The organism is Streptomyces sp. NBC_00443 (assembly GCF_036014175.1).
Taxonomy (GTDB): domain Bacteria; phylum Actinomycetota; class Actinomycetes; order Streptomycetales; family Streptomycetaceae; genus Streptomyces.
This window is the reverse complement of the sequence record NZ_CP107917.1, coordinates 8,572,810-8,594,029: the sequence shown is the minus strand read 5'-3', so window position 1 is coordinate 8,594,029 and position 21,220 is coordinate 8,572,810. Positions and strand designations below refer to the sequence as shown.

The following is a 21,220-nucleotide window of genomic DNA, read 5'->3' as shown; positions in this document are numbered from 1 at the left end:
ATTCGGCTGCCACACGGCATGAGCACCAGCAAGAGGAACCGCATGTCCCGTGCCACCCGGCGTCGTGTCGCCTGGACGGTCGCGGGCATGCTCCTGCTGCTGGTCGCCGTCCTGCTGAGCCTCGCGCTCGGCAGCCGGCAGATCCCGCCGGGCCAGGTGTTCGACGCCCTGCTGCACGGCGGGGCCGGCGACAACGCGCAGGTCGTGCGGGCGCTGCGGGTTCCCCGCACGGTCATCGGCGTCATGGTCGGGCTCGCCCTCGCGGTCGCCGGGGTCGTCATGCAGGGCATCACCCGCAACCCGATCGCCGAGCCCGGCGTCCTCGGGGTCAGCCAGGGCGCCTCGCTGGGTGTCGTCTGCGCGATCGCGTTCCTCGGGGTGCACTCGCCGGCCGGCTATGTGTGGTTCGCGTTCGCCGGTGCGGGGCTGGCCGCGGTGGCCGCCTACGCGGTGGCGGGCAGCGGACGCGGCGGCGCGTCGCCGGTCAAACTGGCGCTGGCCGGGGCCGCGATGAACGCGTTCATCGCCTCCATCGTCTCCGCGATCGTCACGACCGACGCCCGCGCCCTGGACGAGTTCCGCTTCTGGGACGTCGGCTCGATCGGCGGCCGGGACGGTGACGTCGTCGCGCAGACCTGGCCGTTCGTCCTCGTCGGGCTGCTGCTGGTCGCCGTCGTGGCGCGAGGGCTGGACGCTCTGGCGCTCGGGGACGACGTGGCCAGGGGGCTCGGTCACCGGGTGGCGCTCCTGCGGGCCGTCGGCGCGCTCGCCGCGACCGTGCTGACCGGGGTCGCCGTCGCGGTCGCCGGTCCGATCGCGTTCGTCGGGCTCGCCGTGCCGCACATCGCACGGGCGTTGGTGGGCGCCGACCACCGGTGGGTGCTGGCGTTGTCCGCGCTGCTGGGTCCCACGGTGATCCTCGTGTCGGACGTGCTCGGCCGTGTCCTCTTCGCACCCTCGGAGGTGCCGGTGGCCGTGATGACCGCGTTGCTCGGCGTGCCGTTCCTGGTCGCGCTCGTACGCAGGAAGGCGACGGTGCCGGCGTGACCCAGCCCCTCGATCGAACCGCCCCCGCGCCTCGTCGCCTCCGCCCCTCCGGCTACACCGCCGTCCGCGTGCGGGACGGCAGCTTCCTGCTGCACCGCCGGGCGTGCGCCGTCGCGGTGCTGCTGGCCGCCCTGCTCGTGGTGACGGTTGTCGTGTCCCTGTGCGTGGGCGAGTCGTACGTCTCGCCCACGGAGGTCGTGCGGGTGCTGGTCGGGCAGCCGAGCCCCGACGAACTCGTCGTCGGCACGCTGCGCCTGCCCCGCCTGGTGACGGGTCTGCTGGTCGGCGCGGCGTTCGGCGTCTCCGGCGCACTGGTCCAGACCGTCGCCCGCAACTCGCTCGCCAGTCCGGACGTCATCGGCGTCACGCACGGCGCGGGCGCGGCGACGGTGACCGCGATGACCTTCGGGCTCACGTCGTACACCGTCCTGCCGTACGTCTCGGTCCTGGGCGGGCTCTCTGCCGCCGCGCTCGTGTATGCCTTCGCCTGGCGGGGTGGTCTGCACGCGACGCGCTTCGTGCTCGTCGGAATCGGCGTGTCCATCGCGCTCGGCTCGCTGACCCGGCTGTTCCTCACCAAGGGCGACTATCTGGTCGCCCAGCAGGCCAAGGTGTGGCTGACCGGCTCGCTCAACGGCCGGGGCTACGACCAGGCCGCGCCGCTCGCCTGGATCCTCCTGGCCCTGGTCCCGGCGCTGCTGTGGGCGGCGCACGCGCAGCGCATGGTGTCCCTGGACGACAGCACGGCGACCGCGCTGGGTGTACGGCTCGGTCCGGTCCGGCTGGGTCTGACCGCGCTCGGCGTCGTGCTGGCCTCCGTGGCGACCGGCGCCGCCGGCCCGGTCGACTTCGTGGCGCTGCTCGCCCCGCAGATCGCCCACCGGCTGACCCGCACCGCCCAGATCCCGCTGCTCTCCTCCGCCCTGACCGGCGCCACGATCGTGCTCGTCGCGGACGTACTGGCCCGCCGGATGTTCTCCCCCGTCGAACTGCCGGTGGGCGTCCTCACGGCGGCCGTCGGAGCGCCGTATCTGATGTGGCTGATCGCCCGCACTCGCATTCGTCGCTGAAAAGGGAACCCAGGCGGGGAAAAAGGCGTTCTCATCTGGTAACGGGGTGGGTCGGCTCGATGGCCGACGACAGGAACGAGGGTGACACGATGAGCGAAAAGGCCCGGAAGCTGTTCGAGGCACTCGACCTCGACGAGAACGGGACCCTGACCCGCGAAGAGGTGATCATCGCTCTGCGCAGCAAGGGCCCGTCCCTGGCCGCTTCTGGAGATCTGCCGATCTGGGCCGTCGGAGACGAGTACGCCTCGTCGGCGCTGTTCGACGCAGCCGACCAGAACGGGGACGAGGTGCTGACCCTGGAGGAGTTCGCAGCGGTGGTGGACCGCCGCTTCGGCTGGAGATGAGACCTGATGCCCGCCGCCGCGCCGGCCGCCTCCCCTACGGGCCAGGCTGGACCGTCTTCGTCGTGACGACATAGTCGGGGCGGCCCGGTGGTGAGTCCGACCCACTGGGCCGGCTCCCCGTTGGTCAGGCGCCCCCCTGCTCAACACCTGCGCCTGACGCGCGCCGCCCGTCAGCGCCTGGGCCCCGCCCGATCCAATGTTGTGCACTTTATTGACGGCAGTAATCAGAGAGCCTACCTTCGCGGTGTCCTTCCCCCCGTCAAGGGAGACCGCGATGCCCCCGTCCCCCGCCGCATCACCGCCCCCGTCCCCGTCACCGCCCCCGAACCCCGAACACGCCCGGCAGCTGCGCCGGGTCGCCCTCTCCGGGCTGCTCGGTACCGCCGTGGAGTTCTACGACTTCCTCGTCTACGGCACGGTCGCCGCCCTGGTCTTCGGCGAGCTGTTCTTCCCGGGCGCCGACCCGGCCGTCGGCACCATCGCCGCGTTCGGCACGTTCGCCGCCGGCTATGTCGCCCGCCCGCTCGGCGGCATCGTCTTCGGGCACTTCGGTGACCGGCTCGGCCGCAAGTCCATGCTGCTGCTCACGATGGGCCTGATGGGCGGCGCCAGCTTCCTCATCGGCCTGCTGCCCACGTACGGCACGATCGGCGTCTGGGCGCCGGTCCTGCTGATCACCCTGCGTGTCGTCCAGGGCATAGCCATCGGCGGTGAGTGGGGCGGCGCCACGCTCATGGTCGTCGAGCACGCCGGGGAGCGGCGCCGCGGACTGTGGTCGAGCTTCACGCAGATGGGAGCCCCGCTCGGCTCCCTGCTCTCCTCGCTCGTCGTCACCTTCGTGGTGGCCATGCCCAGGGACCAGTTCACGGCCTGGGGCTGGCGCGTGCCGTTCCTGCTCAGCGTCGTGCTGCTCGGCGTCGGCCTCTTCGTCCGGCTGAAGGTGGTCGAGAGTCCGCTCTTCGCCGAGGTGAAGAAGGAGCGGGCCGAGGCGCGGCTGCCGATCGTCGACGTACTGCGGCGTCCCCGACCGCTGCTGCTGGCCTGCTGTGTCGGCATCGGCGCCTTCACCGCCCAGTCCCTGCTGACCAGTTACCTGATCGCGTACGCCACCGGCATCGGATACGCCCGCCCGCAGGTGCTCACCGCGCTCACGGTCTCCGCCTGCGTCGCCCTGGTCGTCCTGCCGTGCGCCTCCGCGCTGTCCGACCGCGTCGGCCGCCGCCCGGTCGTCCTCGCCGGAGCCCTCACCTCGGCCGCGCTCGCCTTCCCCGTCCTCGCCCTGATCGATTCGAAGTCGCCCGGGCTGCTGATCCTCGCCGTCGTCCTCGGCCACGGCATCGCCCAGTCCGTGATGTACGGCCCGCTGGGCGCCCTGCTCACCGAGATGTTCGGCACCCGGGTCCGCTACACCGGCGCCTCCCTCGGCTACCAGGGCGCGACCCTGATCGGCGCAGGCTTCTCCCCGATGCTCGCCGGAAGCCTGGTGGCCGGCAGCGGCAACGGCACCCCCGTCGCCCTGCTGATCTGCGGCGGCTCGCTCATCACCGCGCTGACCGTCTGGTTCGTGCGCGAGACCAACCGTACGTCCCTGTCCGGCTCAACGCCCGAACGCACCGACTCCCGCCGGACGGAGGGGATATCCGCGTGACTCCCACCACCGCGACCCCGGCACCGCACGTACGCCGGACCCGCCGCCGCTCCCGCATCGCCGGTGCCGCCGCCCTCCTGCTCGCCGTCGGCGCACTGCCCGCCACGACCGCTGCCGCCGCCTCCGACACCACCCACGTCGACGGCCGACTCCCCTCGGGCGCCACGTACATGATGGACGTGCCCGCCCAATGGAACGGCACCGTCCTGCTGTTCAGCCACGGCTATGCGACCGGCCCGGCCAACCCCGCCCAGGACGCCCCGGACGACGCCACGAAGGCTCTGCTCCTCAGGAACGGATACGCCCTCGCCGGCTCCTCCTACGCCACCACCGGCTGGGCTGTGACGGACGCGGTTCCCGATCAGCTCGCCACCCTCACCGCCTTCACCGAACGCTTCGGGACGGCCTCCCGCACCATCGCCTGGGGGCGGTCGTACGGCGGACTCGTCACCACCGCCATCGCCGAGCGGCATCCGCAGCGGATCGACGGTTCGATCTCGCTGTGCGGCCTGGTCCACGGCGGGGTGGCCAACTGGAACAACACCCTCGATCCCGTCTTCGCGATCAAGACGCTCCTCGCGCCCGGCAGCGACGTCCCGCTGGTGAACATCGCCGATCAGGCAGCCGCCGACGACGCGGCCGACGCCCTGACCTCCGTGGTCGACTCCGCGCAGACGACGGCCGAGGGGCGGGCCAGGATCGCGCTCGCCGCCGCCCTGCACAACATCCCCGTCTGGAACCAGCCCACGCAGCCCCGGCCGGCGGCGACCGACTGGAACGCCCAGCAGGCCAACCAGTACGAGGCGGTCAAGGGCCTGCTGCAGATCGCCGCCTTCAACCGGCGGCAGGAGGCGGAGGCGCGGGCGGGCGGCAACATGTCGTGGAACACCGGCGTCGACTACGCGAAGCTGCTCGGCCGGTCCTCCGTCCGCAAGGAGGTCACCGAGCTGTACCGGAAGGCCGGCCTGTCCCTGCGCGCCGACCTCGCCACCCTCAACCGCGCCCCACGCATCGGCGCCGACCGGAACGCCCTGGCGTGGATGAGCGGGACCAGCTCCTTCACCGGCGAGCTGGCCAAGCCGCAGCTGTCGGTCCACACCATCGGCGACGCCCTCGTCCCCGTCCAGACGGAGAGCGCCCTGAAGCTGGCCGTCACCGCTGCCGGGTCGGCGTCCGAGCTGCGGCAGGCGTACACGGACAACGCCGGCCACTGCACCTTCAGCCCCGCCGAGCAGCTCGCCGCGCTGCACACCCTGGAGGACCGTCTCAGGGCCGGCCGGTGGGTCGGCACCGACCCGAAGTCCCTCAACTCCCGTGCCACGGCGGCCGATCCGACCACTCCCACCCGCTATGTGCCGTACCGCCCGGCCCCGTACCCGCGCCCCTACGACCTTGCCCACCCCGCCGGCGGCCGGTGATGCCGTACGGCCGCCCGCCGCGCCGGCGGTGGGCGGTCGTACGCTGTGCACCGTGGAGGACGACGACATCCTGGACACCCCGGTCACCTCGGAGGGCCCGCAGCCGCGCCCGCAGTCGCTCATGCTCGCCTTCTTCGGCAACCACGTGCTGGAGGAAGGCGACCTGTGCGTCTACTCGGGCAGCATCATCGAGGTGCTCGGCCGCGTCGGGGTCGGTGAACAGGCCGTCCGCTCCACGCTCACCCGCATGGTCAACCGCGGTCTGCTGCAGCGCCGGCGCGACGGCCGCAAGATGTTCTTCGGCCTGACCCCGCAGGCGACGCGCGTCCTGGAGGACGGCCGTACCCGCATCTGGAAGCAGGGCGCGGTCAACGACGACTGGGACGGCTCCTGGACCCTGCTCGGCTTCTCCCTCCCCGACTCCTGGAAACGCCGGCGCCACGACCTGCGCTCCCGGCTGGCCTGGTCCGGATTCGGTGCGCTGTACAGCGGGCTGTGGATCGCCCCCGGGAAGGTCGACGTCGCCGCCGTGGTCGTTGAGCTCGAACTTGCCGACCACGTCAAGATCTTCCACGCCCTGGCGGACGACAGCACCGACATCGCGCAGATGATCCACGGCACCTGGGACCTGGAGAGCATCGCCGCTCGTTACGTCACCTTCGACAAGCGGTGGACGGCCCACCTCGACGCCGGACCCGGGGACGACCCGATCGGAACCCGGCTGCGGCTGGTCAGCGAATGGCTGTGGACCATCCGCACGGACCCGAGGCTGCCCGCCCGGCACCTTCCCTCCGAGTGGCCGGCCCGCGCCGCCCAGGAGACCTTCCGGCGCGTCGCCGAGCACACCGAGCTGCCCGCGCGGCGGATGGCCGGCGTACTGCTGGAGACCACCCCGTCCGGGTAGGCGGGCACCGCCGGGCAGCCCCACGAACCGGCCGGGAATGCGATCCGGATGGCGGACGGGAACCGGCGGCGACTCGCGAAACGCCGCCGTGGTCCTTCGCGGCCCTCCCTCGACCGGCGAACATGCCATGTCATGGACATCTTGCTCGTCGCCAGCGCGTTCAACAGCCTGTCCCAGCGTGTGTACGCCGAACTGTCCGACCAGGGCCACCGGGTTGAGGTAGTACTCGCTTCGCACGGACCCGAAGCGGTCCGGGCCGCCGTACGCGAATCGCGTCCGGAGCTGGTCATCGCTCCGATGCTGAAGACGGCGCTGCCGGAGGACGTGTGGCAGGAGCACACCTGTCTGATCGTGCATCCGGGCCCGCCCGGCGACCGCGGCCCGTCCTCCCTCGACTGGGCGATCGCCGAGGAGGCGTCGCGCTGGGGCGTGACGGTGCTGCAGGCCGAGGCGGCGATGGACGCGGGCGACATCTGGGCGGACGGGTCCTGCCCGGTGCCGCCGGTCGGCAAGAGCGACCTGTACCGCAACGAGGTCTCCGACGCGGCCTCGGCCGCCGTCCTGCTGGCGGTGGAACGGTTCGCCGACGGATCGTTCAAGCCGAAGGCACAGAGCGATCCCGCGATTGCCGTGGTGTGGCGCGACTTCCTCCGCCAGGAGCAGCGACGGATCGACTGGGACAACGACAGCACCGCGACGGTGCTGCGCAAGCTCCGTGGGGCCGACTCGCAGCCGGGTGTCCTGGACGAGCTGTGCGGCATGGAGGTGTTCCTGCACGGCGGGCACGGCGAGGACCTGCTGCGCGGGCGCCCCGGCGCGTTGCTCGCGACGCGGTCCGGCGCGGTCTGCCGGGCCACCCGGGACGGCGCGGTGTGGATCCCGGACCTGCGCCCCGCAAGAACTCCGGCGACCCGGCCCCGTTCCGCCGCCCCGCGGCCTCGGTGCTCGCCGGATTCCCGGCTCCGCCCGGCACCGGTCAGGCGACACCACGCCATGACGGCGGCCCGCACTGGCTGCCGGAGGACGCCGCCCCGCTCGAACTGCCCCCGGAGCGCACCACCTGGACCGACATCCGCTACCGGCAGCTCGGCGACGTCGGCTTCCTGTCCTTCTCCTTCCCGGGCGGCGCGATGAGCACCGACCAGTGCCGCAGGCTGCTCGCCGCGTACCGGCGCGCGCTCACCCGCTCCACTTCGGTGCTGGTGCTGGGCGGAGCCCGCGACTTCTTCTCCAACGGCATCCATCTGAACGTCATCGAGGCGTCGGCCGACCCGGCGGGCGAGTCGTGGGCCAACCTCAACGCCATGAACGACCTGGTCGAGGCGGTGCTGCGGACGACCGACCGCCTGGTGGTCGCCGCCCTCGGCGGCAACGCGGCGGCCGGCGGAGTGATGCTCGCCCTGGCCGCCGACCAGGTCTGGTGCCGCACGGGCAGCGTCCTCAACCCGCACTACCGGCGCATGGGCCTGTACGGGTCGGAGTACTGGACGTACACGCTGCCGCGCCGCACCGGAGCCGAGACGGCCGCGCGGCTCACGACCGAGGCACTGCCGGTGCGCGCGGCGACGGCCGCACGGATCGGGCTGGTGGACCGTCTGGTGCCGGTCCCGGCGCGGGACTTCACCAGGGAGGTCGAGCAATGGGCTGCCTCCCTCGCCGAGGCCCCGGATCTCACGCAACGGATCGCCGCGAAGGCCGCGGCACGGCGGGCGGACGAGGAGCGGCGACCGCTCGGCGAGTACCGGCGGGACGAACTCGCCCGCATGCGCGCCATCTTCTTCGACCCGCGTGCCCCGTACCACGCCCTGCGCTCGGCCTTCGTCCGCAAGCAGCCGAGCGGCCCCGCCAACCCCTGGCCACCGGGGGCGCGCGATGAGCACCCGCCTGCTGGTGGCCGGCGTCGGCAACATCTTCCTCGCGGACGACGCCTTCGGCCCCGAGGTGATCCGCGCCCTGGACCGCCGCCCGCTGCCGCCCGAGGTGCGGGTGCGGGACTTCGGCATCCGCGGCATGGACCTGGCGTACGAGCTGCTCGACGGCTACGACACGGCCGTACTGGTCGACGCGTCCGTACGGGGACACGAGCCGGGCACCCTGTCGCTGATCGAGCCGGAGCTTCCCGACGGCAGCGCGGGCGGGCCCGTTCCCGAGGCGCACGGCATGGACCCGGCGAAGGTCCTGGCGCTGGCCACCCACCTGGGCGACGAGCCGCTCCCACGTGTCCTCGTCCTCGCCTGCGAGCCCGAGCTGCGGCTGCGCGGCGACGAGGACATCGCGCCGGGCATCAGCGCGACCGTGCGCGACGCCATCGAGCGGGCCGTCGCCGCTCTGCACGTAGTGGTGCCGGTGCTGCTCGCCGACCCGGCGGCCACGCCTCCGTTGAGCCGCCCGGAGGAATCCACGGGCCCGTGCGCGGCCGGTCTCCCGCGCTTGGTGGCCGAGGGCGCGGAGGATCGATAGCGGTCCGAACCCCCGATCCCCCGCTGGGAGCAGCGCTCATGTGCGATTCCTTGGACGAGGTCACTCAGGCCGTCCTGGCGAAGAACGACGATCTGGCCGCGCGCCTGCGCGAGGAACTGGCCCGGCGTGGCGTGAGCGTGGTCAACCTGCTGTCCAGCCCGGGCAGCGGCAAGACCGAACTGCTCGGGCGCGTGCTGGCCAGGGCGGTGGAGCGGGGCATCCCCGTGGCCGCGCTCACCGCCGACCTGGCGACCGACAACGACGCCCACCGGCTCGCCCGCTCGGGAGCGCCGGTGAAACAGCTGCTGACCGACGGGCTGTGCCATCTGGAGGCCCGGCAGCTGCGCGGGCATGTGGAGAGCTGGCTGCCGGAGGGCACCTCGCTGCTGTTCGTGGAGAACGTCGGCAACCTCGTCTGCCCGGCCTCCTACGACCTCGGCGAGAGCCTGCGGATCGCGCTCATGGCGGTGACGGAGGGCGAGGACAAGCCGCTGAAGTACCCCACGGCCTTCGGCTCCGCCCATCTGGTGGTGCTCACCAAGACCGACCTGGCCGGGCCCGCCGGTTTCGACCAGGCCGCCTTCGCCGCCAACATCCAGCGGGTCAACCCCGGGGTGGAGCTCATGTTCTCCTGTGCCCGGACCGGGGACGGGGTCGACACCCTGCTGGACCGGGTGCTCGCGGTGCGGGACGGGGCCGCGGTCCACCGGCCTCCGCTGGCGCCCCGTCCCCACACTCACAGCCACGGTCACACGCACAGCCACGGCCACGGCCACACGCATGAGGACGCCGCTTCCGGCCTCGCGGCCGGCCGCGTCTCGTGACGGCGCCCACCACACAGGCGGTACGCCGCCGCGTCACCGTGCGCGGCACGGTGCAGGGCGTGGGTTTCCGTCCGTACGTGCACCGCCTGGCCTCCGATCTCGCCCTGGCGGGGTTCGTGAGCAACACGGCGAGCGGTGTCCTCATCGAGGTGGAGGGTCCGCCGGACGGTGTCGTCGACTTCTGCGAAAGGCTGGCCGCCCAGCCCCCGCCGCTGGCCTCCGTCACCGCCGTCGGATTCGAGGACCTGCCCGTCACGGGTGCCGACGACGCTTTCACCATCCGCTCCACGGACCGCTCCCCCGGCCGCACGCTCCTGCCGCCCGACACGGCGACCTGCGCCGACTGCCTGCGGGAGCTGGCCGATCCGGCCGACCGCCGCCACCGGCACCCGTTCGTCACCTGCACGCACTGCGGGCCGCGCTTCACCATCGCCACGGGCATGCCGTACGACCGTGCGGCCACGACCATGGCCGCCTTCCCGATGTGTCCCGACTGCGCCCGGGAGTACGGCGATCCCGGCGACCGCCGCTTCCACGCCCAGCCCGTGGCCTGCCCCGACTGCGGCCCTCGGCTGCGTCTGGTGCCCGCCGCCGGGAGCGGTGTCCGGCCCGCGCGGGACGCCGATGCCCTGGCAGCGGCACGGGCACTGCTCGCCGCCGGGGGATCGTCGCCGTGAAGGGCCTCGGCGGCTATCACCTGGCGTGCGACGCCACCGACGCACGGGCCGTGGACACGCTGCGCACCCGCAAGGCACGCGGCGGCAAACCGTTCGCGGTGATGTGCGCGGACCTCGATGTCGTGCGGCGGATCGCCGTGCCGTCCGCGTCCGAGACGGCCGCCCTCACCAGCCCGCGGCGCCCCATCGTCCTGCTGCGCCGGCGCACGGCGCACGGCATCCTCGCGCCCGGCGTCTGCCCCGGCAGCCCGCACGTCGGCGTGATGTTGCCCTACACCCCCGTACACGCCCTGCTGTTCGGCCTGCCCGGCGATCCGACGGGTCCGCGGGTGCTGGTCATGACGAGCGGCAACCGCTCGGGGGAGCCGATCGTCACGGACGACGACGAGGCCCTGGCGCGGCTGGCCGGTCTCGCCGACGCCTGGCTGGCCCACGACCGGCCCATCACGTCGCCGTGCGACGACTCCCTGCTGCGGGTACGTCCCGACGGGGCGGTGCAAATGCTGCGCCGGTCCCGGGGTTACGTACCCCGCCCGCTGCGTCTGCCGGTCGTGGTGCGGCCCGCGCTCGCTGTCGGCGGCGACCTGAAGAACGCGCTGTGCCTCGGTGAGGGCGACCATGCCTGGTTCGGCCCGCACATCGGCGACATGGGTGAACTGGCCACTCTGGAGGCGGCCCGGCGGGCGGAGTCGCACATGCGGTCCCTGACCGGTGTCAGCCCGGAGCTCGTCGCCGCCGACCGGCACCCGGGATACCACTCGTCGCGCTGGGCCCGGCAGAGGGCGTCCCAACTGCCCGCGCACTCCCCGGTGTTCGTCCAGCACCACCACGCCCACATCGCCTCGGCGATGGCCGAGCACGGCCTCGACGGCAGCACCCCCGTGATCGGCGTCGCCTTCGACGGCACGGGCTACGGCGACGACGGCACCGTCTGGGGCGGCGAGATCCTGCTCGCCGACTACAACGGCTTCCGGCGGTTCGGGTACCTCACCCCAGCCCCGCTCCCCGGGGGCGACGCGGGCGTGGCCAACCCGTGCCGCCTCGCGCTGGCGCGGCTGTGGACGGCAGGCCTGCGGTGGGACCCGGACCTGCCCAGTGTGGCCGCCTGCGATCCCGATGAACTTGCCTTGCTGGAGCGTCAGTTGACGCGCGGTCTGGCCTGTACGGCTACCTCCAGCATGGGCCGGCTCTTCGACGCGGTGTCGTCGCTCGTCGGCGTGTGTCATCGCGCGCAGTACGAGGCGCAGGCCGCCATGGAGCTGGAGTCCGCCGCCGCGGCGGCCTGGGACGCCGACACCTCGGCGTACGCCTTCGGAGTCGCCGGTGGCGCCTACGACCCGGCGCCCGTGCTCGGCGCGCTGGTGGCCGACCTACGCCGCGCTACCCCGGCTCCCGTACTCGCCGCGCGCTTCCATCGCGGCGTGGCGCGGGCCGTCGTGACGGTCTGCCGGCGGGCACGCCAGGACACCGGACTGACCACCGTCGCCCTCAGCGGCGGGGTGTTCGCCAACGCGCTGCTGGAGGAGGAGTGCACGCGGCTGCTGACCGGGGACGGCCTCACGGTGCTCCGGCACGGCGAAGTCCCGCCGAACGACGGCGGGTTGGCCCTCGGCCAGCTGGTGGTCGCGGCGCACGAACGACAGAAGGAGTGACCCATGTGCTTGGCAGTGCCCGGCAAGGTCGTGTCCATCGACGACACCGCGGATCCGCTCACCGGGCTGATCGACTTCGGTGGGGTCCAGAAACAGGCGTGTCTGGAGTACGTGAGCGACGTGCAGGTGGGTGAGTACGTCATCGTGCACGTCGGCTTCGCGCTCCAGCGCCTGGACGAGGAGTCGGCGCTGGCCTCGCTGAAGCTCTTCGAGGAACTGGGGCTGCTGGAGGAGGAGTTCGGGAACGCCTGGGAGCAGGCGGCCAAGGAGGCGGGCGGCGCCGCGGTGACGGAGCGCCAGGACAGCGGGAGTGAGGCCCGGTGAAGTACATCGACGAGTTCAACGACCCCGATCTCGCCCGGCGGCTGCTGGACGAGATCCGCGCCACCGCCACCCGGCCCTGGGCCCTGATGGAGGTGTGCGGCGGGCAGACCCACTCGATCATCCGGCACGGCATCGACCAACTGCTGCCCGAGAACGTGGAGTTGATCCACGGTCCCGGCTGCCCCGTCTGTGTGACACCGCTGGACGTCATCGACAAGGCGCTGGAGATCGCCTCGCGGCCCGAGGTGATCTTCTGCTCCTTCGGCGACATGCTCCGGGTGCCGGGTACCGACCGCGACCTGTTCCGGGTCAAGGGCGAGGGCGGCGACGTACGCGTGGTCTACTCACCGCTCGACGCCCTGGAGCTGGCCCGCCGCCACCCGGACCGGGAGGTGGTGTTCTTCGCCATCGGCTTCGAGACCACGGCACCGGCCAACGCGATGGCCGCGCACCAGGCGCGCCGTCTGGGCCTGACCAACTTCAGCCTGCTGGTGTCCCATGTGCGGGTGCCCCCGGCGATCGAGGCGATCATGACGGCGCCCGAGTGCCGGGTGCAGGGGTTCCTGGCCGCCGGGCACGTCTGCAGCGTGATGGGGACGGGCGAGTACCCGGGGCTCGCCGAGCGGTTCGGCGTTCCGATGGTGGTGACCGGCTTCGAGCCGCTGGACATCCTGGAGGGCATCCGCCTGGCGGTGCGCCAGCTGGAGCGCGGTGAGCACCGGGTGGAGAACGCGTACCCGCGGGCCGTGCGCGAGGAGGGCAATCCGGCCGCCGTGCGCATGATCGAGGAGGTGTTCGAGGTCACCGACCGCAACTGGCGTGGCATCGGGCGCATCCCGCTGAGCGGCTGGCGGCTGACCGACGCCTTCCGTGCCTACGACGCGGAGCACCGCTTCGACGTCAGCGGCATCCGTACCGAGGAGCCCGCCGAGTGTCGCAGCGGCGAGGTGCTCCAGGGTCTGATCAAGCCGACCGAGTGTGCCGCGTTCGGCACCACCTGCACTCCGCGCACACCGCTCGGCGCCACCATGGTCTCCAGCGAGGGTGCCTGCGCGGCCTACTACCTGTACCGCCGCATGAACGCCCCGACTCCGCAGGCCGACCGGGCCGCGCGGGAGGAGATGAACCCCGTTGCCTGAACAACTCGTCGAGACGGTCGACCCGGCCAACTGGTCCTGCCCCACCCCGCTGCGCGAGCAGGGGGTCGTGGTGATGGGGCACGGCGGTGGCGGTGCGCTGTCGGCGGAGCTGATGGAGCAGGTCTTCATCCCCGCCTACGGCAACGCCACCCTGGCCGGGCTCGCGGACTCCGCCGTCCTCGAACTGGGCGGCGCCCGGCTGGCGTTCTCCACCGACTCCTACGTGGTCAGGCCGCTGTTCTTCCCCGGCGGCAGCCTCGGCGACCTCGCGGTCAACGGCACCGTCAACGACCTGGCGATGAGCGGTGCCAGGCCCGCGTATCTCTCCGCCGCCTTCGTGCTGGAGGAGGGCGTGGAGCTGACCGTGGTCGAGCGGATCGCGCGGGCCATGGGCGCGGCGGCCGAGGCCGCCGGGGTCACCATCGCCACGGGTGACACCAAGGTGGTGGAGTCCGGGCACGGCGACGGCGTGTACGTCACCACCGCCGGCGTGGGACTCGTGCCCGACGGGGTGGACATCCGGCCCCAGCGTGCCCGGCCCGGTGACGTCGTCATCGTCAGCGGGCCGATCGGCCTGCACGGGGTGGCGATCATGAGCGTGCGGGAGGGACTGGAGTTCGGGGTGGAGGTGGCCAGCGACACCGCGCCGCTCGCCGGTCTGGTCGCCGCCATGCTCGCGGTCACCCCGGACATCCATGTACTGCGCGACCCCACCAGGGGCGGCCTCGCCGCGTCCCTCAACGAGATCGCCAGAGCCTCCGGAACCGGTGTCCGGCTGCGGGAACGGGACATTCCGGTGCCGGACGCGGTGGCGAACGCCTGCGGTTTCCTGGGGCTCGACCCGCTCTACGTCGCCAACGAGGGCCGACTGGTCGCCTTCGTGCCCCCGTCGCAGGCGGAGGGCGTCCTCGCGGCGATGCGCGCCCATCCGCAGGGCGCCGGGGCCACTGTGATCGGCGAGTGCGTCGCCGACCATCCGGGGATGGTGGTGGTGGCCACCGGGCTCGGCGGGACCCGGGTGGTGGATCTGCCGCTGGGTGAGCAGTTGCCGCGCATCTGCTGATCAGGTCCGGACGTGCGTGGGCCCCGCCGAGGGTGTTCGGCGGGGCCCACGCACGCTATGCCGAGGCCGCTAACGGCTCGATCCCGGCGATCTCCAGTTCCCGGCCACTGCGCAGGTCCGTGGAGGGCTCGTCGCAGCGCGGGCACCAGAAGAACGGGGGCATGCCCACCGGGAACTCCTCGGCGCACGGGCTGCACCAGGCCTGCGCGGGGATCTGCTCGACCACGAGCCGCGCCTCGGCCAGGGGCGTGCCGTCCCGGGCCACCTCGAAGGCGAAGTCCAGGGCGTCGGGGACGACACCCGCCAGTTCGCCGACCCGGACGGTCACCGCCGAGACGGACTCGGTTCCGTCCGCCCGGGCCAGCTCACCGGCCCGCTCGATGATCGCGGTCGCGATCGACAGCTCGTGCACGACCGGCTCACGGGTACCGGCGACCGGCGCGGAACCCGCCGGACATCCGCCAGATCCGCGCCTCGCGCCTGAGGCTGGGCAACTCCCAGAGCAGCGCGGCGAGGACCAGGCCGCCCACCAGGGCCGCCTCGGCCATCAGCACCCGCTGTCCGCTGAATCCGGCTCGTCTGCCCGTGACAGCCGACCACTGTGCTCGTTCGACCTTCATTGCGGCGACTCCCTGCTGTCTCTCATCCCGGTGAGATGTTCGGCATGGTCTCCACGAGCGCGTCATGCCGTTTCCAATGGATCCCGGTGGAACGGCGCGCGTCGGCGGTGCCGTCCTCGTGGTGGCCCTTCTGGTCCTTGTACCGCCCCCGGTTGCCCTGGTGCATGCCGGCCACGTGCCCGGGGGTGTCGGGCTTCGCCTGGGCCCGGCCCACTCTGATGCTGCCCATGGGGTGATCTCCTTCCTCGCCTCCGACCTGCGGAGTACGTGCTCAGGACCGCTCGGTGAGGTCCTCGAAGAACCGCTCGACGGTCGGCCAGACCTGGCCGCCGCCGGACAGGCCGCGCCATTCCCGGCGTACGACGGCGACCATGCGGTAGCAGTCGTCGATCGGCACGATCCAGTGGTGGTCGAGGCCGTGGACGGTGTTCACCAGCAGTGCCTCCACCTCGGGTTCCACGGAGGCGAGCTGCGGACACGTCTCGGCGAGCCCGATCCAGGCCGCCGCGTCCACCTCCCAGCGCATGGCACCCGCCGGGCTCGGGCCCTGCGCGGTGACGGTGCCGTCCGCGCGGGGCACGAAGAAGACCAGGCCGACGGGTACGCCCAGCGCCGCCGTGTCGACCTTGGGCAGCCGGATCCGGCGCCGGGGCACCAACCGGTAGTGCCCGTCGCCCGCCCCGGCACCGGCGAACAGCACCGAGCAGGGGCCGCAGACGCACCGCACCTCGTCCTGCCCGGTGTCGTACAGGTGCGCGTGCTCGTCCGGCACCGGCGCGGCACACAGGTCGCACGCCTCCGCCACGGCCGCCGCGGTGCGGTCGGCCGAGGAGCGGATGAGGCGGGCCAGGGCTCCGTCGGTGGTCACCGTGCGCCCCGGTGCGTCAGCGTGGCGAGCGGTACGAACGCGGGCGGGGGTGCGGGAGCAGGCGCGGTGAGCGGCTCCACGGCCGTCAGCTCGGGTGCCACGGCGAGCACCGCCTCGCGGACCGCGTCGGTGACGTCCATGGCACCGGCACCGGCACCGGCTCCGGCACCGCAGCCCGAGCCGCATCCGCCGCCCGACGTCATGCGCACCCGGGCCACCTGTCCCTCCACACCGGCCCACTCCACGTCACCGCCGCGTTCCTGTACGGCGGGACGCAGCCGTTCGACCGCGCGGGCCGCCCGGCGCTCGGCGGGCTCGGGGTGGACGTCGTGCAGGACCAGCAGGTGGCCCAGCAGCTCGTCGTCGGCCAGGCTCTCGGCCAGCTGACCGTCCGCGTGGTCCATGACGCGGGCCAGCGCCTCGCCGTAGACCTCGGTCAGCAGTCCCACCGCCTCGGTCGCGGAGCGCGTGGTGGGGCCGGGTGCGGACTCCAGGCCCGCCAGCAGCTCGTCGAGCCGGGCGAGCCGGGCCTCCACGTCCGGGTCCGCCAGCCGGTCGGCAATGGCCTCAGCCATGGTTCGCCCCGTACGTCGGCGAGTGCAGGGTGGTGAGCGTCTTGCCCTTGCCGACGTACATGTGGACGCCGCACGGCAGACAGGGGTCGAAGCTGCGGACCGTGCGCATGATGTCGACGCCCTTGAAGTCGTCCGGCCCGTTCTCCTCGAAGATGGGCTGGCCCTGGACGGCGTCCTCGTACGGCCCGGGGGTGCCGTAGATGTCGCGGGGGCTGGCGTTCCACGGGGTCGGCGGGTACGGGTGGTAGTTGGCGATCTTCTTGTCCTTGATCACCAGGTGGTGGGAGAGGACACCGCGGACCGCCTCGTGGAATCCGCAGCCGATGGCCTCGTCGGGCACCTCGTAGTTCTCGAAGACCTTGGTCTCGCCCGCGCGGACCAGCCCCATGGCCTCTTCCAAGAACTGCAGGGCCATGGCGGCCGCGTAGGCGACGAAGTAGGGCCGGGCGCGGTCGCGTTCGATGGTGTTGCTCCACTGCGGGATGCGCCACTCCAGGGTGGTCTCCGGCAGGCTCTCGCCCTTGGGCAGCGAGATGCGCACGCTGTGCCCGGTGGCCTTGATGTACGGGGTGTCGACCAGGCCGCTCAGCGCGGTCGACCACAGCCGGGCCAGCGGGCCGCCGCCGGTGTCGAGGGCGAGGTGCTGGTCGGTGCGCTTGTCGTACCAGCGCGGGCTCATCACCCAGCTGTACTTGTCGTCGAAGTTGCGCTTCTGCGGCACCGGGACGGTGGTCTGGTTCCACGGGTGGCGCATGTCTACGGGGTTGCCCAGCGGGTCGTGGGTGACGAAGGGCGATTCGTTCACCCAGTCCTCGTAGTAAGAACTGCCGAGCATGATGCGCAGGCCGAGGTTGATGTCGACGAGGTTGTTGGTGACGAGTTCGCCGTCGACGATGATGCCGGGCGTGACGTACATCGCCTTGCCCCAGGTGTTCATCGTCTCGTAGCGGTAGTCGACGACCTTGGGGTCCTGGAAGGCGCCCCAGCAGCCCAGCAGGACGCGGCGGCGGCCGACCTCCTCGTAGCCGGGCAGTGCCTCGTAGAAGAAGTCGAAGACGTCGTCGTTCATGGCGACGGCCTTCTTCACGAAGTCGATGACCCGCATGAGCCGGCTGAGGTAGTCGGTGAAGGCGGTCGGCTGCGGCATCGTGCCGACGCCGCCCGGGTACAGCGTGGACGGGTGGACGTGCCGCCCCTCCATCAGGCAGAACATCTCACGGGTGACCCGGCTGACCTTCAGGGCCTCCTTGTAGACCTCGCCCTCGAAGGGGTTGAAGGCCTTCATGATGTCGGCGATCGTCCGGTAGCCGTGGATCTCCCCACGGGGCGCGTCGGTGCGTTCGGCGCGGGCCAGCAGGCCGGGGTTGGTGGCCTTGACCATCGCCTCGCAGAAGTCCACGAAGACCAGGTTGTCCTGGAAGATCGTGTGGTCGAACATGTACTCGGCCGCTTCACCGAGGTTGACGATGTGCTCGGCCAGCGGAGGCGGCTTGACGCCGTAGGCCATCTGCTGGGCGTAGTCGGAGCAGGTGGTGTGGTTGTCGCCGCAGATGCCGCAGATCCGGGACGTGATGAAGCCCGCGTCGCGCGGGTCCTTGCCCTTCATGAACACGGAGTAGCCGCGGAAGAGCGACGAGGTGCTGTGGCATTCCACGACTTCCCGGTTGGCGAAGTCGATCTTCGTGTAGATGCCCAGGTTCCCGATGATCCGAGTGATCGGATCCCAGGACATGTCCACGAGCTGTGGCGGCTTGCGCTCCGTGGGCCGGGCCTCGGTGGTGGTCATCTGCGGTGCTGCCCCTCGCTGTCGGTGATGTGCGGGTGGGTCGTGAGGTGGGGGTCGTGCGGCTGGCGGACCTGCGCGCAGGGCGCCATCAGGGGCGCCAGTGCGGGTCGTAGCCGCTGGTCAGCTTGCGTTTGTTGTGGCGCCACCTGGGCTCGTGGTTGACCAGTTCGTTCGTCATGCCGCGCAGTCGGCGGATGACGGCCCCGTACGGCTTGATGGCCAGGGACGACAGCGTGCCGCCCGGGGGCTCGTCCATGAACGGCATGAACGCGTCGGGGAAGCCGGGCATCGTGCAGCCGATGCAGATACCGCCGACGTTCGGGCAGCCGCCGATGCCGGCCATCCAGCCGCGCTTGGGCACGTTGCAGTTGACGACCGGACCCCAACAGCCCGTCTTGACCAGGCACTTGGGCGAGTTGTAGTCCTTGGCGAAACTGGCCTGCTCGTAGTACGAGCCGCGGTCGCAGCCCTCGTGGACCGTCCTGCCGAACAGCCACTGCGGGCGCAGCATGTGGTCCAGCGGGGGCGGCGGCGCGGATCCGGCCGCGTGGTAGAGGACCCAGACCAGGGTCTCCATGAAGTTCTCGGGCTGGATCGGGCAGCCGGGCACGTTCACAATCGGCAGGCCGCCCTGGGAGGTGTAGTCCCAGCCGAGGTAGTCGGCGAGGCCCATGCAGCCGGTCGGGTTGCCGGACATGGCGTGGATGCCGCCGAAGGTGGCGCAGGTGCCGGCGGCCACCACCGCCCAGGCCCTGGGGGCCAGTTGGTCGATCCACCAGTTCAGGGTCTGCGGCTCTCCGGTCTCCGGGTCGTTGCCGAAGGACGTCCAGTAGCCGTCGCCCTCGATGATGTTCTGGTTGGGGATCGAGCCCTCGATAACGAGGATGAACGGTGACAAATCGCCCCGCGCGGCGGCCCGGTAGGGGACGAGGAAGTCCTCGCCGCCCAGGCTGGGCGAGAGCACCTTGTTGACCAGGTTCACCTTCGGCAGGCCCGGGATCAGACCCAGGACCAGGTCCTCGATGGAGGGCTGGTCGGCGGCGGTGAGGGAGACGGTGTCGCCGTCGCAGCTCATGCCCTCGGAGATCCAGAGGATGGTGATCTCGTCGAAGCCCTCGCGGTCCTCGCCTCGACTGGGTTCTTTGCTGACCTCGGCGGTACTGCTGTGGGTTGCCATGTCATCGGCCTCCGCTGCGGGGGGTTTCGGATGGAGCGGGCTCCAGTGGCTCGAGTTCGTCCGGCCGGAAGTAGAGGAAGCGGCCGTACCAGGTGTGCAGTTCGGCCGCGGGATCGTCGTCGACGGTGACGGCGAGGTGCACGCTGCCGTCGACGTCGTGGAAGACGGCCGCGACCTCGGCGGTCCGCCCGGCCAGGAACATGTCCTGGGCATCGGCGCCGCGACCCCGCGGGCGCAGCCTTACGCGGCTGCCTGCTCCGAGGGGCACGCCGGCCACGAGCACGGTGTCCGTGGACGGGGAGAGACCTTCGTCGGCGCCTTCCTGCCACCAGGCCGGGCGTTCGGCGGGCGGGGTCGCCAGGGGTTCCGGAGTGGCCTGGGTGGCCCGGGTGGTCGTCGGGACTGACGGAGTCAGGGAACGAACGGCGCCGTGCAGCCGCTCGAAGACCTCCTGGGGCATGGTGTCGACCCGGTCGAGGATCGCGGCGGCCCGCGGGTCGGTGGCGCGCGCCTCCTGCTTCTCCTCGTCGGTCAGCAGCATCGTGCGCAGCGTGAGGATCTCGTCGATCTCCGCCGCGTCGTGCAGGTCGCCGGGGCTCTCCGGGGCGACCTGGGGGTGGTCGGGCAGGATGATCGGGGCGGACAGCAGGACGCGTCCGACCGCGTCGGGCTCACCGCCGAGCACGGGGAACGTGAACTCGTTGCGGCATGCGCTCGCATGGGCCCGCAGGTCCGCGGGCGGATCGGTCGGCGAGACGAACTCGACGCCGTCACCGCCGATGAGGGTGTGCGTGGCGATGAGTGCTCGGCGCAGCGCCTCGTCGCGCGGGGTTCGCGGATCCGGCGCGGGTCCCGTGTTCGTGGTGCGCACCCGGAGCAGGCAGAGATACGGCGCGAGCCGCTCGGCGACGACGGTGAGGCTCGCCCGCACCTCTTCGCGACGCCGCACCACCCGGCCGGCGTGTCCCGGCAGGGGCTCGTCGTCCGCACCGGCCGGCGCTGCCACCGCAACGGTGTGTTCGCCCTTGAGGAGCTCGTCCAGCGGGATCACTGCATCGAACTCGCGCGGTACGGCCTCGTCGAAGGTCAGATGCGTCGTGCCGTCGTCGGTGCGCAGCGACTCGACGGGGCGGTGTCCGCCGTCCCGGTCCGCTTCCTCGACCTGCTTGCGCTGCATCTGCAGACAGCGAAGTCGCACCCGTACGGCCGCGCCGGGCTGCCGGAGCCTCAGCAGGCACTCGGTCTGCTGGTACCAGGAGTCCGCGGAGCCGGAGATGCCGGGGACGACGGGACCGTCCGACTCCACCCAGTCCCGGGGGAAGAGCACCCCGAACTGCCATCGGACGCGGTTCTTGGCCGAGGATCGCCGGTAGGGATAGAGGAGGTAGCCCTCGTAGAGGACGGCGTCTGCGACCGCGCTCACCTGCTCGAAGACGCCCCCGGACCGGCCCGGCGGCACGTCCGCGTCCTCCCCGGGGTCAGCGCACGCAGTGCCGCCCTCGGTCCGTCCCACCGCCGCCATCGCGCCTCCTCGTCGCAGTGTGCACGCGCATCCCTTCCACCACGCTCACACCACTCACGCACCCTCGCCTCCTCCGGCGCAGTGGCGCTGAGCCATTCGGGT

Annotated in this window: 19 protein-coding genes and 2 pseudogenes; 13 read left to right on the top strand and 8 right to left on the bottom strand. The window is 72.1% G+C overall.

Annotation, left to right across the window (positions count from 1 at the left end; translation table 11 throughout):
- The first annotated feature begins 42 nt into the window (after positions 1-42).
- The 13 genes and pseudogenes from OHO27_RS39190 (at position 43) to hypE (ending at position 14,570) form a co-directional block, all read left to right on the top strand.
- Positions 43-1,047, top strand: coding sequence for a FecCD family ABC transporter permease (locus OHO27_RS39190; RefSeq protein ID WP_328429671.1), 1,005 nt, complete (start codon positions 43-45; stop codon positions 1,045-1,047).
- Positions 1,044-2,117, top strand: a complete 1,074-nt coding sequence (locus OHO27_RS39185) for a FecCD family ABC transporter permease (protein ID WP_328429670.1) — start codon at positions 1,044-1,046, stop codon at positions 2,115-2,117. The genes OHO27_RS39190 and OHO27_RS39185 overlap by 4 nt, the downstream gene beginning before the upstream one ends.
- Positions 2,118-2,206: 89 nt before the next feature.
- Entirely contained in the window at positions 2,207-2,461 is a 255-nt protein-coding gene (locus tag OHO27_RS39180; protein ID WP_328430682.1) for an EF-hand domain-containing protein, read from the top strand.
- Positions 2,462-2,735: 274 nt separating this feature from the next.
- Positions 2,736-4,109, top strand: a complete 1,374-nt coding sequence (locus OHO27_RS39175) for an MFS transporter (protein WP_328429669.1) — start codon at positions 2,736-2,738, stop codon at positions 4,107-4,109.
- A complete protein-coding gene (locus OHO27_RS39170; RefSeq protein ID WP_328429668.1) occupies positions 4,106-5,527 on the top strand; it encodes an alpha/beta hydrolase family protein in 1,422 nt (473 codons plus the stop codon). The genes OHO27_RS39175 and OHO27_RS39170 overlap by 4 nt, the downstream gene beginning before the upstream one ends.
- A 52-nt stretch (positions 5,528-5,579) precedes the next feature.
- Complete coding sequence (locus tag OHO27_RS39165; RefSeq protein ID WP_328430681.1) at positions 5,580-6,431, top strand: PaaX family transcriptional regulator; 852 nt, start codon at positions 5,580-5,582, stop codon at positions 6,429-6,431.
- A gap of 132 nt (positions 6,432-6,563) precedes the next feature.
- A pseudogene (locus OHO27_RS39160) lies at positions 6,564-8,284 on the top strand (hydrogenase maturation protein); the annotation flags it as partial.
- Between the two features lie 19 nt (positions 8,285-8,303).
- Entirely contained in the window at positions 8,304-8,891 is a 588-nt protein-coding gene (locus OHO27_RS39155; protein WP_328430680.1) for a hydrogenase maturation protease, read from the top strand.
- Between the two features lie 38 nt (positions 8,892-8,929).
- The gene (gene hypB / locus OHO27_RS39150; protein ID WP_328430679.1) at positions 8,930-9,715 is read left to right on the top strand and encodes a hydrogenase nickel incorporation protein HypB; all 786 of its coding nucleotides are present in this window, start codon (positions 8,930-8,932) and stop codon (positions 9,713-9,715) included.
- Positions 9,712-12,044: pseudogene (hypF, locus tag OHO27_RS39145) on the top strand (carbamoyltransferase HypF). The gene hypB and the pseudogene hypF overlap by 4 nt, the downstream one beginning before the upstream one ends.
- Positions 12,045-12,047: 3 nt before the next feature.
- Positions 12,048-12,368 (top strand): HypC/HybG/HupF family hydrogenase formation chaperone, encoded by a 321-nt coding sequence (locus OHO27_RS39140; RefSeq protein ID WP_328429667.1) that lies wholly within the window; start codon positions 12,048-12,050, stop codon positions 12,366-12,368.
- Positions 12,365-13,507: a hydrogenase formation protein HypD gene (hypD, locus tag OHO27_RS39135; RefSeq protein ID WP_328429666.1), complete on the top strand. Its 1,143-nt coding sequence runs from the start codon at positions 12,365-12,367 to the stop codon at positions 13,505-13,507. The genes OHO27_RS39140 and hypD overlap by 4 nt, the downstream gene beginning before the upstream one ends.
- A complete protein-coding gene (gene hypE, locus OHO27_RS39130) occupies positions 13,500-14,570 on the top strand; it encodes a hydrogenase expression/formation protein HypE (protein ID WP_328429665.1) in 1,071 nt (356 codons plus the stop codon). Before hypD ends, hypE begins: the two co-directional genes overlap by 8 nt.
- 55 nt (positions 14,571-14,625) lie before the next feature.
- Here hypE and hypA read toward each other — a convergent pair whose 3' ends face one another.
- From hypA to OHO27_RS39090, 8 genes are all read right to left on the bottom strand, one after another.
- Positions 14,626-14,982, bottom strand: a complete 357-nt coding sequence (gene hypA / locus OHO27_RS39125; RefSeq protein WP_328429664.1) for a hydrogenase maturation nickel metallochaperone HypA — start codon at positions 14,980-14,982, stop codon at positions 14,626-14,628.
- A 7-nt stretch (positions 14,983-14,989) separates the two neighbouring features.
- Positions 14,990-15,190: a hypothetical protein gene (locus OHO27_RS39120; RefSeq protein WP_328429663.1), complete on the bottom strand. Its 201-nt coding sequence runs from the start codon at positions 15,188-15,190 to the stop codon at positions 14,990-14,992.
- A gap of 22 nt (positions 15,191-15,212) precedes the next feature.
- Entirely contained in the window at positions 15,213-15,419 is a 207-nt protein-coding gene (locus tag OHO27_RS39115) for a hypothetical protein (protein WP_328429662.1), read from the bottom strand.
- A gap of 42 nt (positions 15,420-15,461) precedes the next feature.
- Positions 15,462-16,058, bottom strand: a complete 597-nt coding sequence (locus OHO27_RS39110; RefSeq protein WP_328429661.1) for a DUF5947 family protein — start codon at positions 16,056-16,058, stop codon at positions 15,462-15,464.
- Entirely contained in the window at positions 16,055-16,633 is a 579-nt protein-coding gene (locus tag OHO27_RS39105; RefSeq protein WP_328429660.1) for a NifU family protein, read from the bottom strand. The genes OHO27_RS39110 and OHO27_RS39105 overlap by 4 nt, the downstream gene beginning before the upstream one ends.
- Positions 16,626-18,419, bottom strand: a complete 1,794-nt coding sequence (locus OHO27_RS39100; RefSeq protein WP_328429659.1) for a nickel-dependent hydrogenase large subunit — start codon at positions 18,417-18,419, stop codon at positions 16,626-16,628. Before OHO27_RS39100 ends, OHO27_RS39105 begins: the two co-directional genes overlap by 8 nt.
- Positions 18,420-18,507: 88 nt before the next feature.
- Positions 18,508-19,596, bottom strand: a complete 1,089-nt coding sequence (locus OHO27_RS39095) for a hydrogenase expression protein HypE (protein ID WP_328429658.1) — start codon at positions 19,594-19,596, stop codon at positions 18,508-18,510.
- 1 nt (position 19,597) lies between these two features.
- Positions 19,598-21,118: a hypothetical protein gene (locus OHO27_RS39090; protein ID WP_328429657.1), complete on the bottom strand. Its 1,521-nt coding sequence runs from the start codon at positions 21,116-21,118 to the stop codon at positions 19,598-19,600.
- Between the last annotated feature and the right edge of the window lie 102 nt (positions 21,119-21,220).

Bases quoted from the DNA above. Each gene is read 5' to 3' on its own strand.
- OHO27_RS39190 (WP_328429671.1), top strand. From the start codon at position 43: ATGTCCCGTGCCACCCGGCGTCGTGTCGCCTGGACGGTCGCGGGCATG.
- OHO27_RS39180 (WP_328430682.1), top strand. From the start codon at position 2,207: ATGAGCGAAAAGGCCCGGAAGCTGTTCGAGGCACTCGACCTCGACGAG.
- OHO27_RS39175 (WP_328429669.1), top strand. From the start codon at position 2,736: ATGCCCCCGTCCCCCGCCGCATCACCGCCCCCGTCCCCGTCACCGCCC.
- OHO27_RS39155 (WP_328430680.1), top strand. From the start codon at position 8,304: ATGAGCACCCGCCTGCTGGTGGCCGGCGTCGGCAACATCTTCCTCGCG.
- hypB (WP_328430679.1), top strand. From the start codon at position 8,930: ATGTGCGATTCCTTGGACGAGGTCACTCAGGCCGTCCTGGCGAAGAAC.
- OHO27_RS39140 (WP_328429667.1), top strand. From the start codon at position 12,048: ATGTGCTTGGCAGTGCCCGGCAAGGTCGTGTCCATCGACGACACCGCG.
- OHO27_RS39120 (WP_328429663.1), bottom strand. From the start codon at position 15,190: ATGAAGGTCGAACGAGCACAGTGGTCGGCTGTCACGGGCAGACGAGCC.
- OHO27_RS39115 (WP_328429662.1), bottom strand. From the start codon at position 15,419: ATGGGCAGCATCAGAGTGGGCCGGGCCCAGGCGAAGCCCGACACCCCC.
- OHO27_RS39105 (WP_328429660.1), bottom strand. From the start codon at position 16,633: ATGGCTGAGGCCATTGCCGACCGGCTGGCGGACCCGGACGTGGAGGCC.
- OHO27_RS39100 (WP_328429659.1), bottom strand. From the start codon at position 18,419: ATGACCACCACCGAGGCCCGGCCCACGGAGCGCAAGCCGCCACAGCTC.
- OHO27_RS39095 (WP_328429658.1), bottom strand. From the start codon at position 19,596: ATGGCAACCCACAGCAGTACCGCCGAGGTCAGCAAAGAACCCAGTCGA.
- OHO27_RS39090 (WP_328429657.1), bottom strand. From the start codon at position 21,118: ATGGCGGCGGTGGGACGGACCGAGGGCGGCACTGCGTGCGCTGACCCC.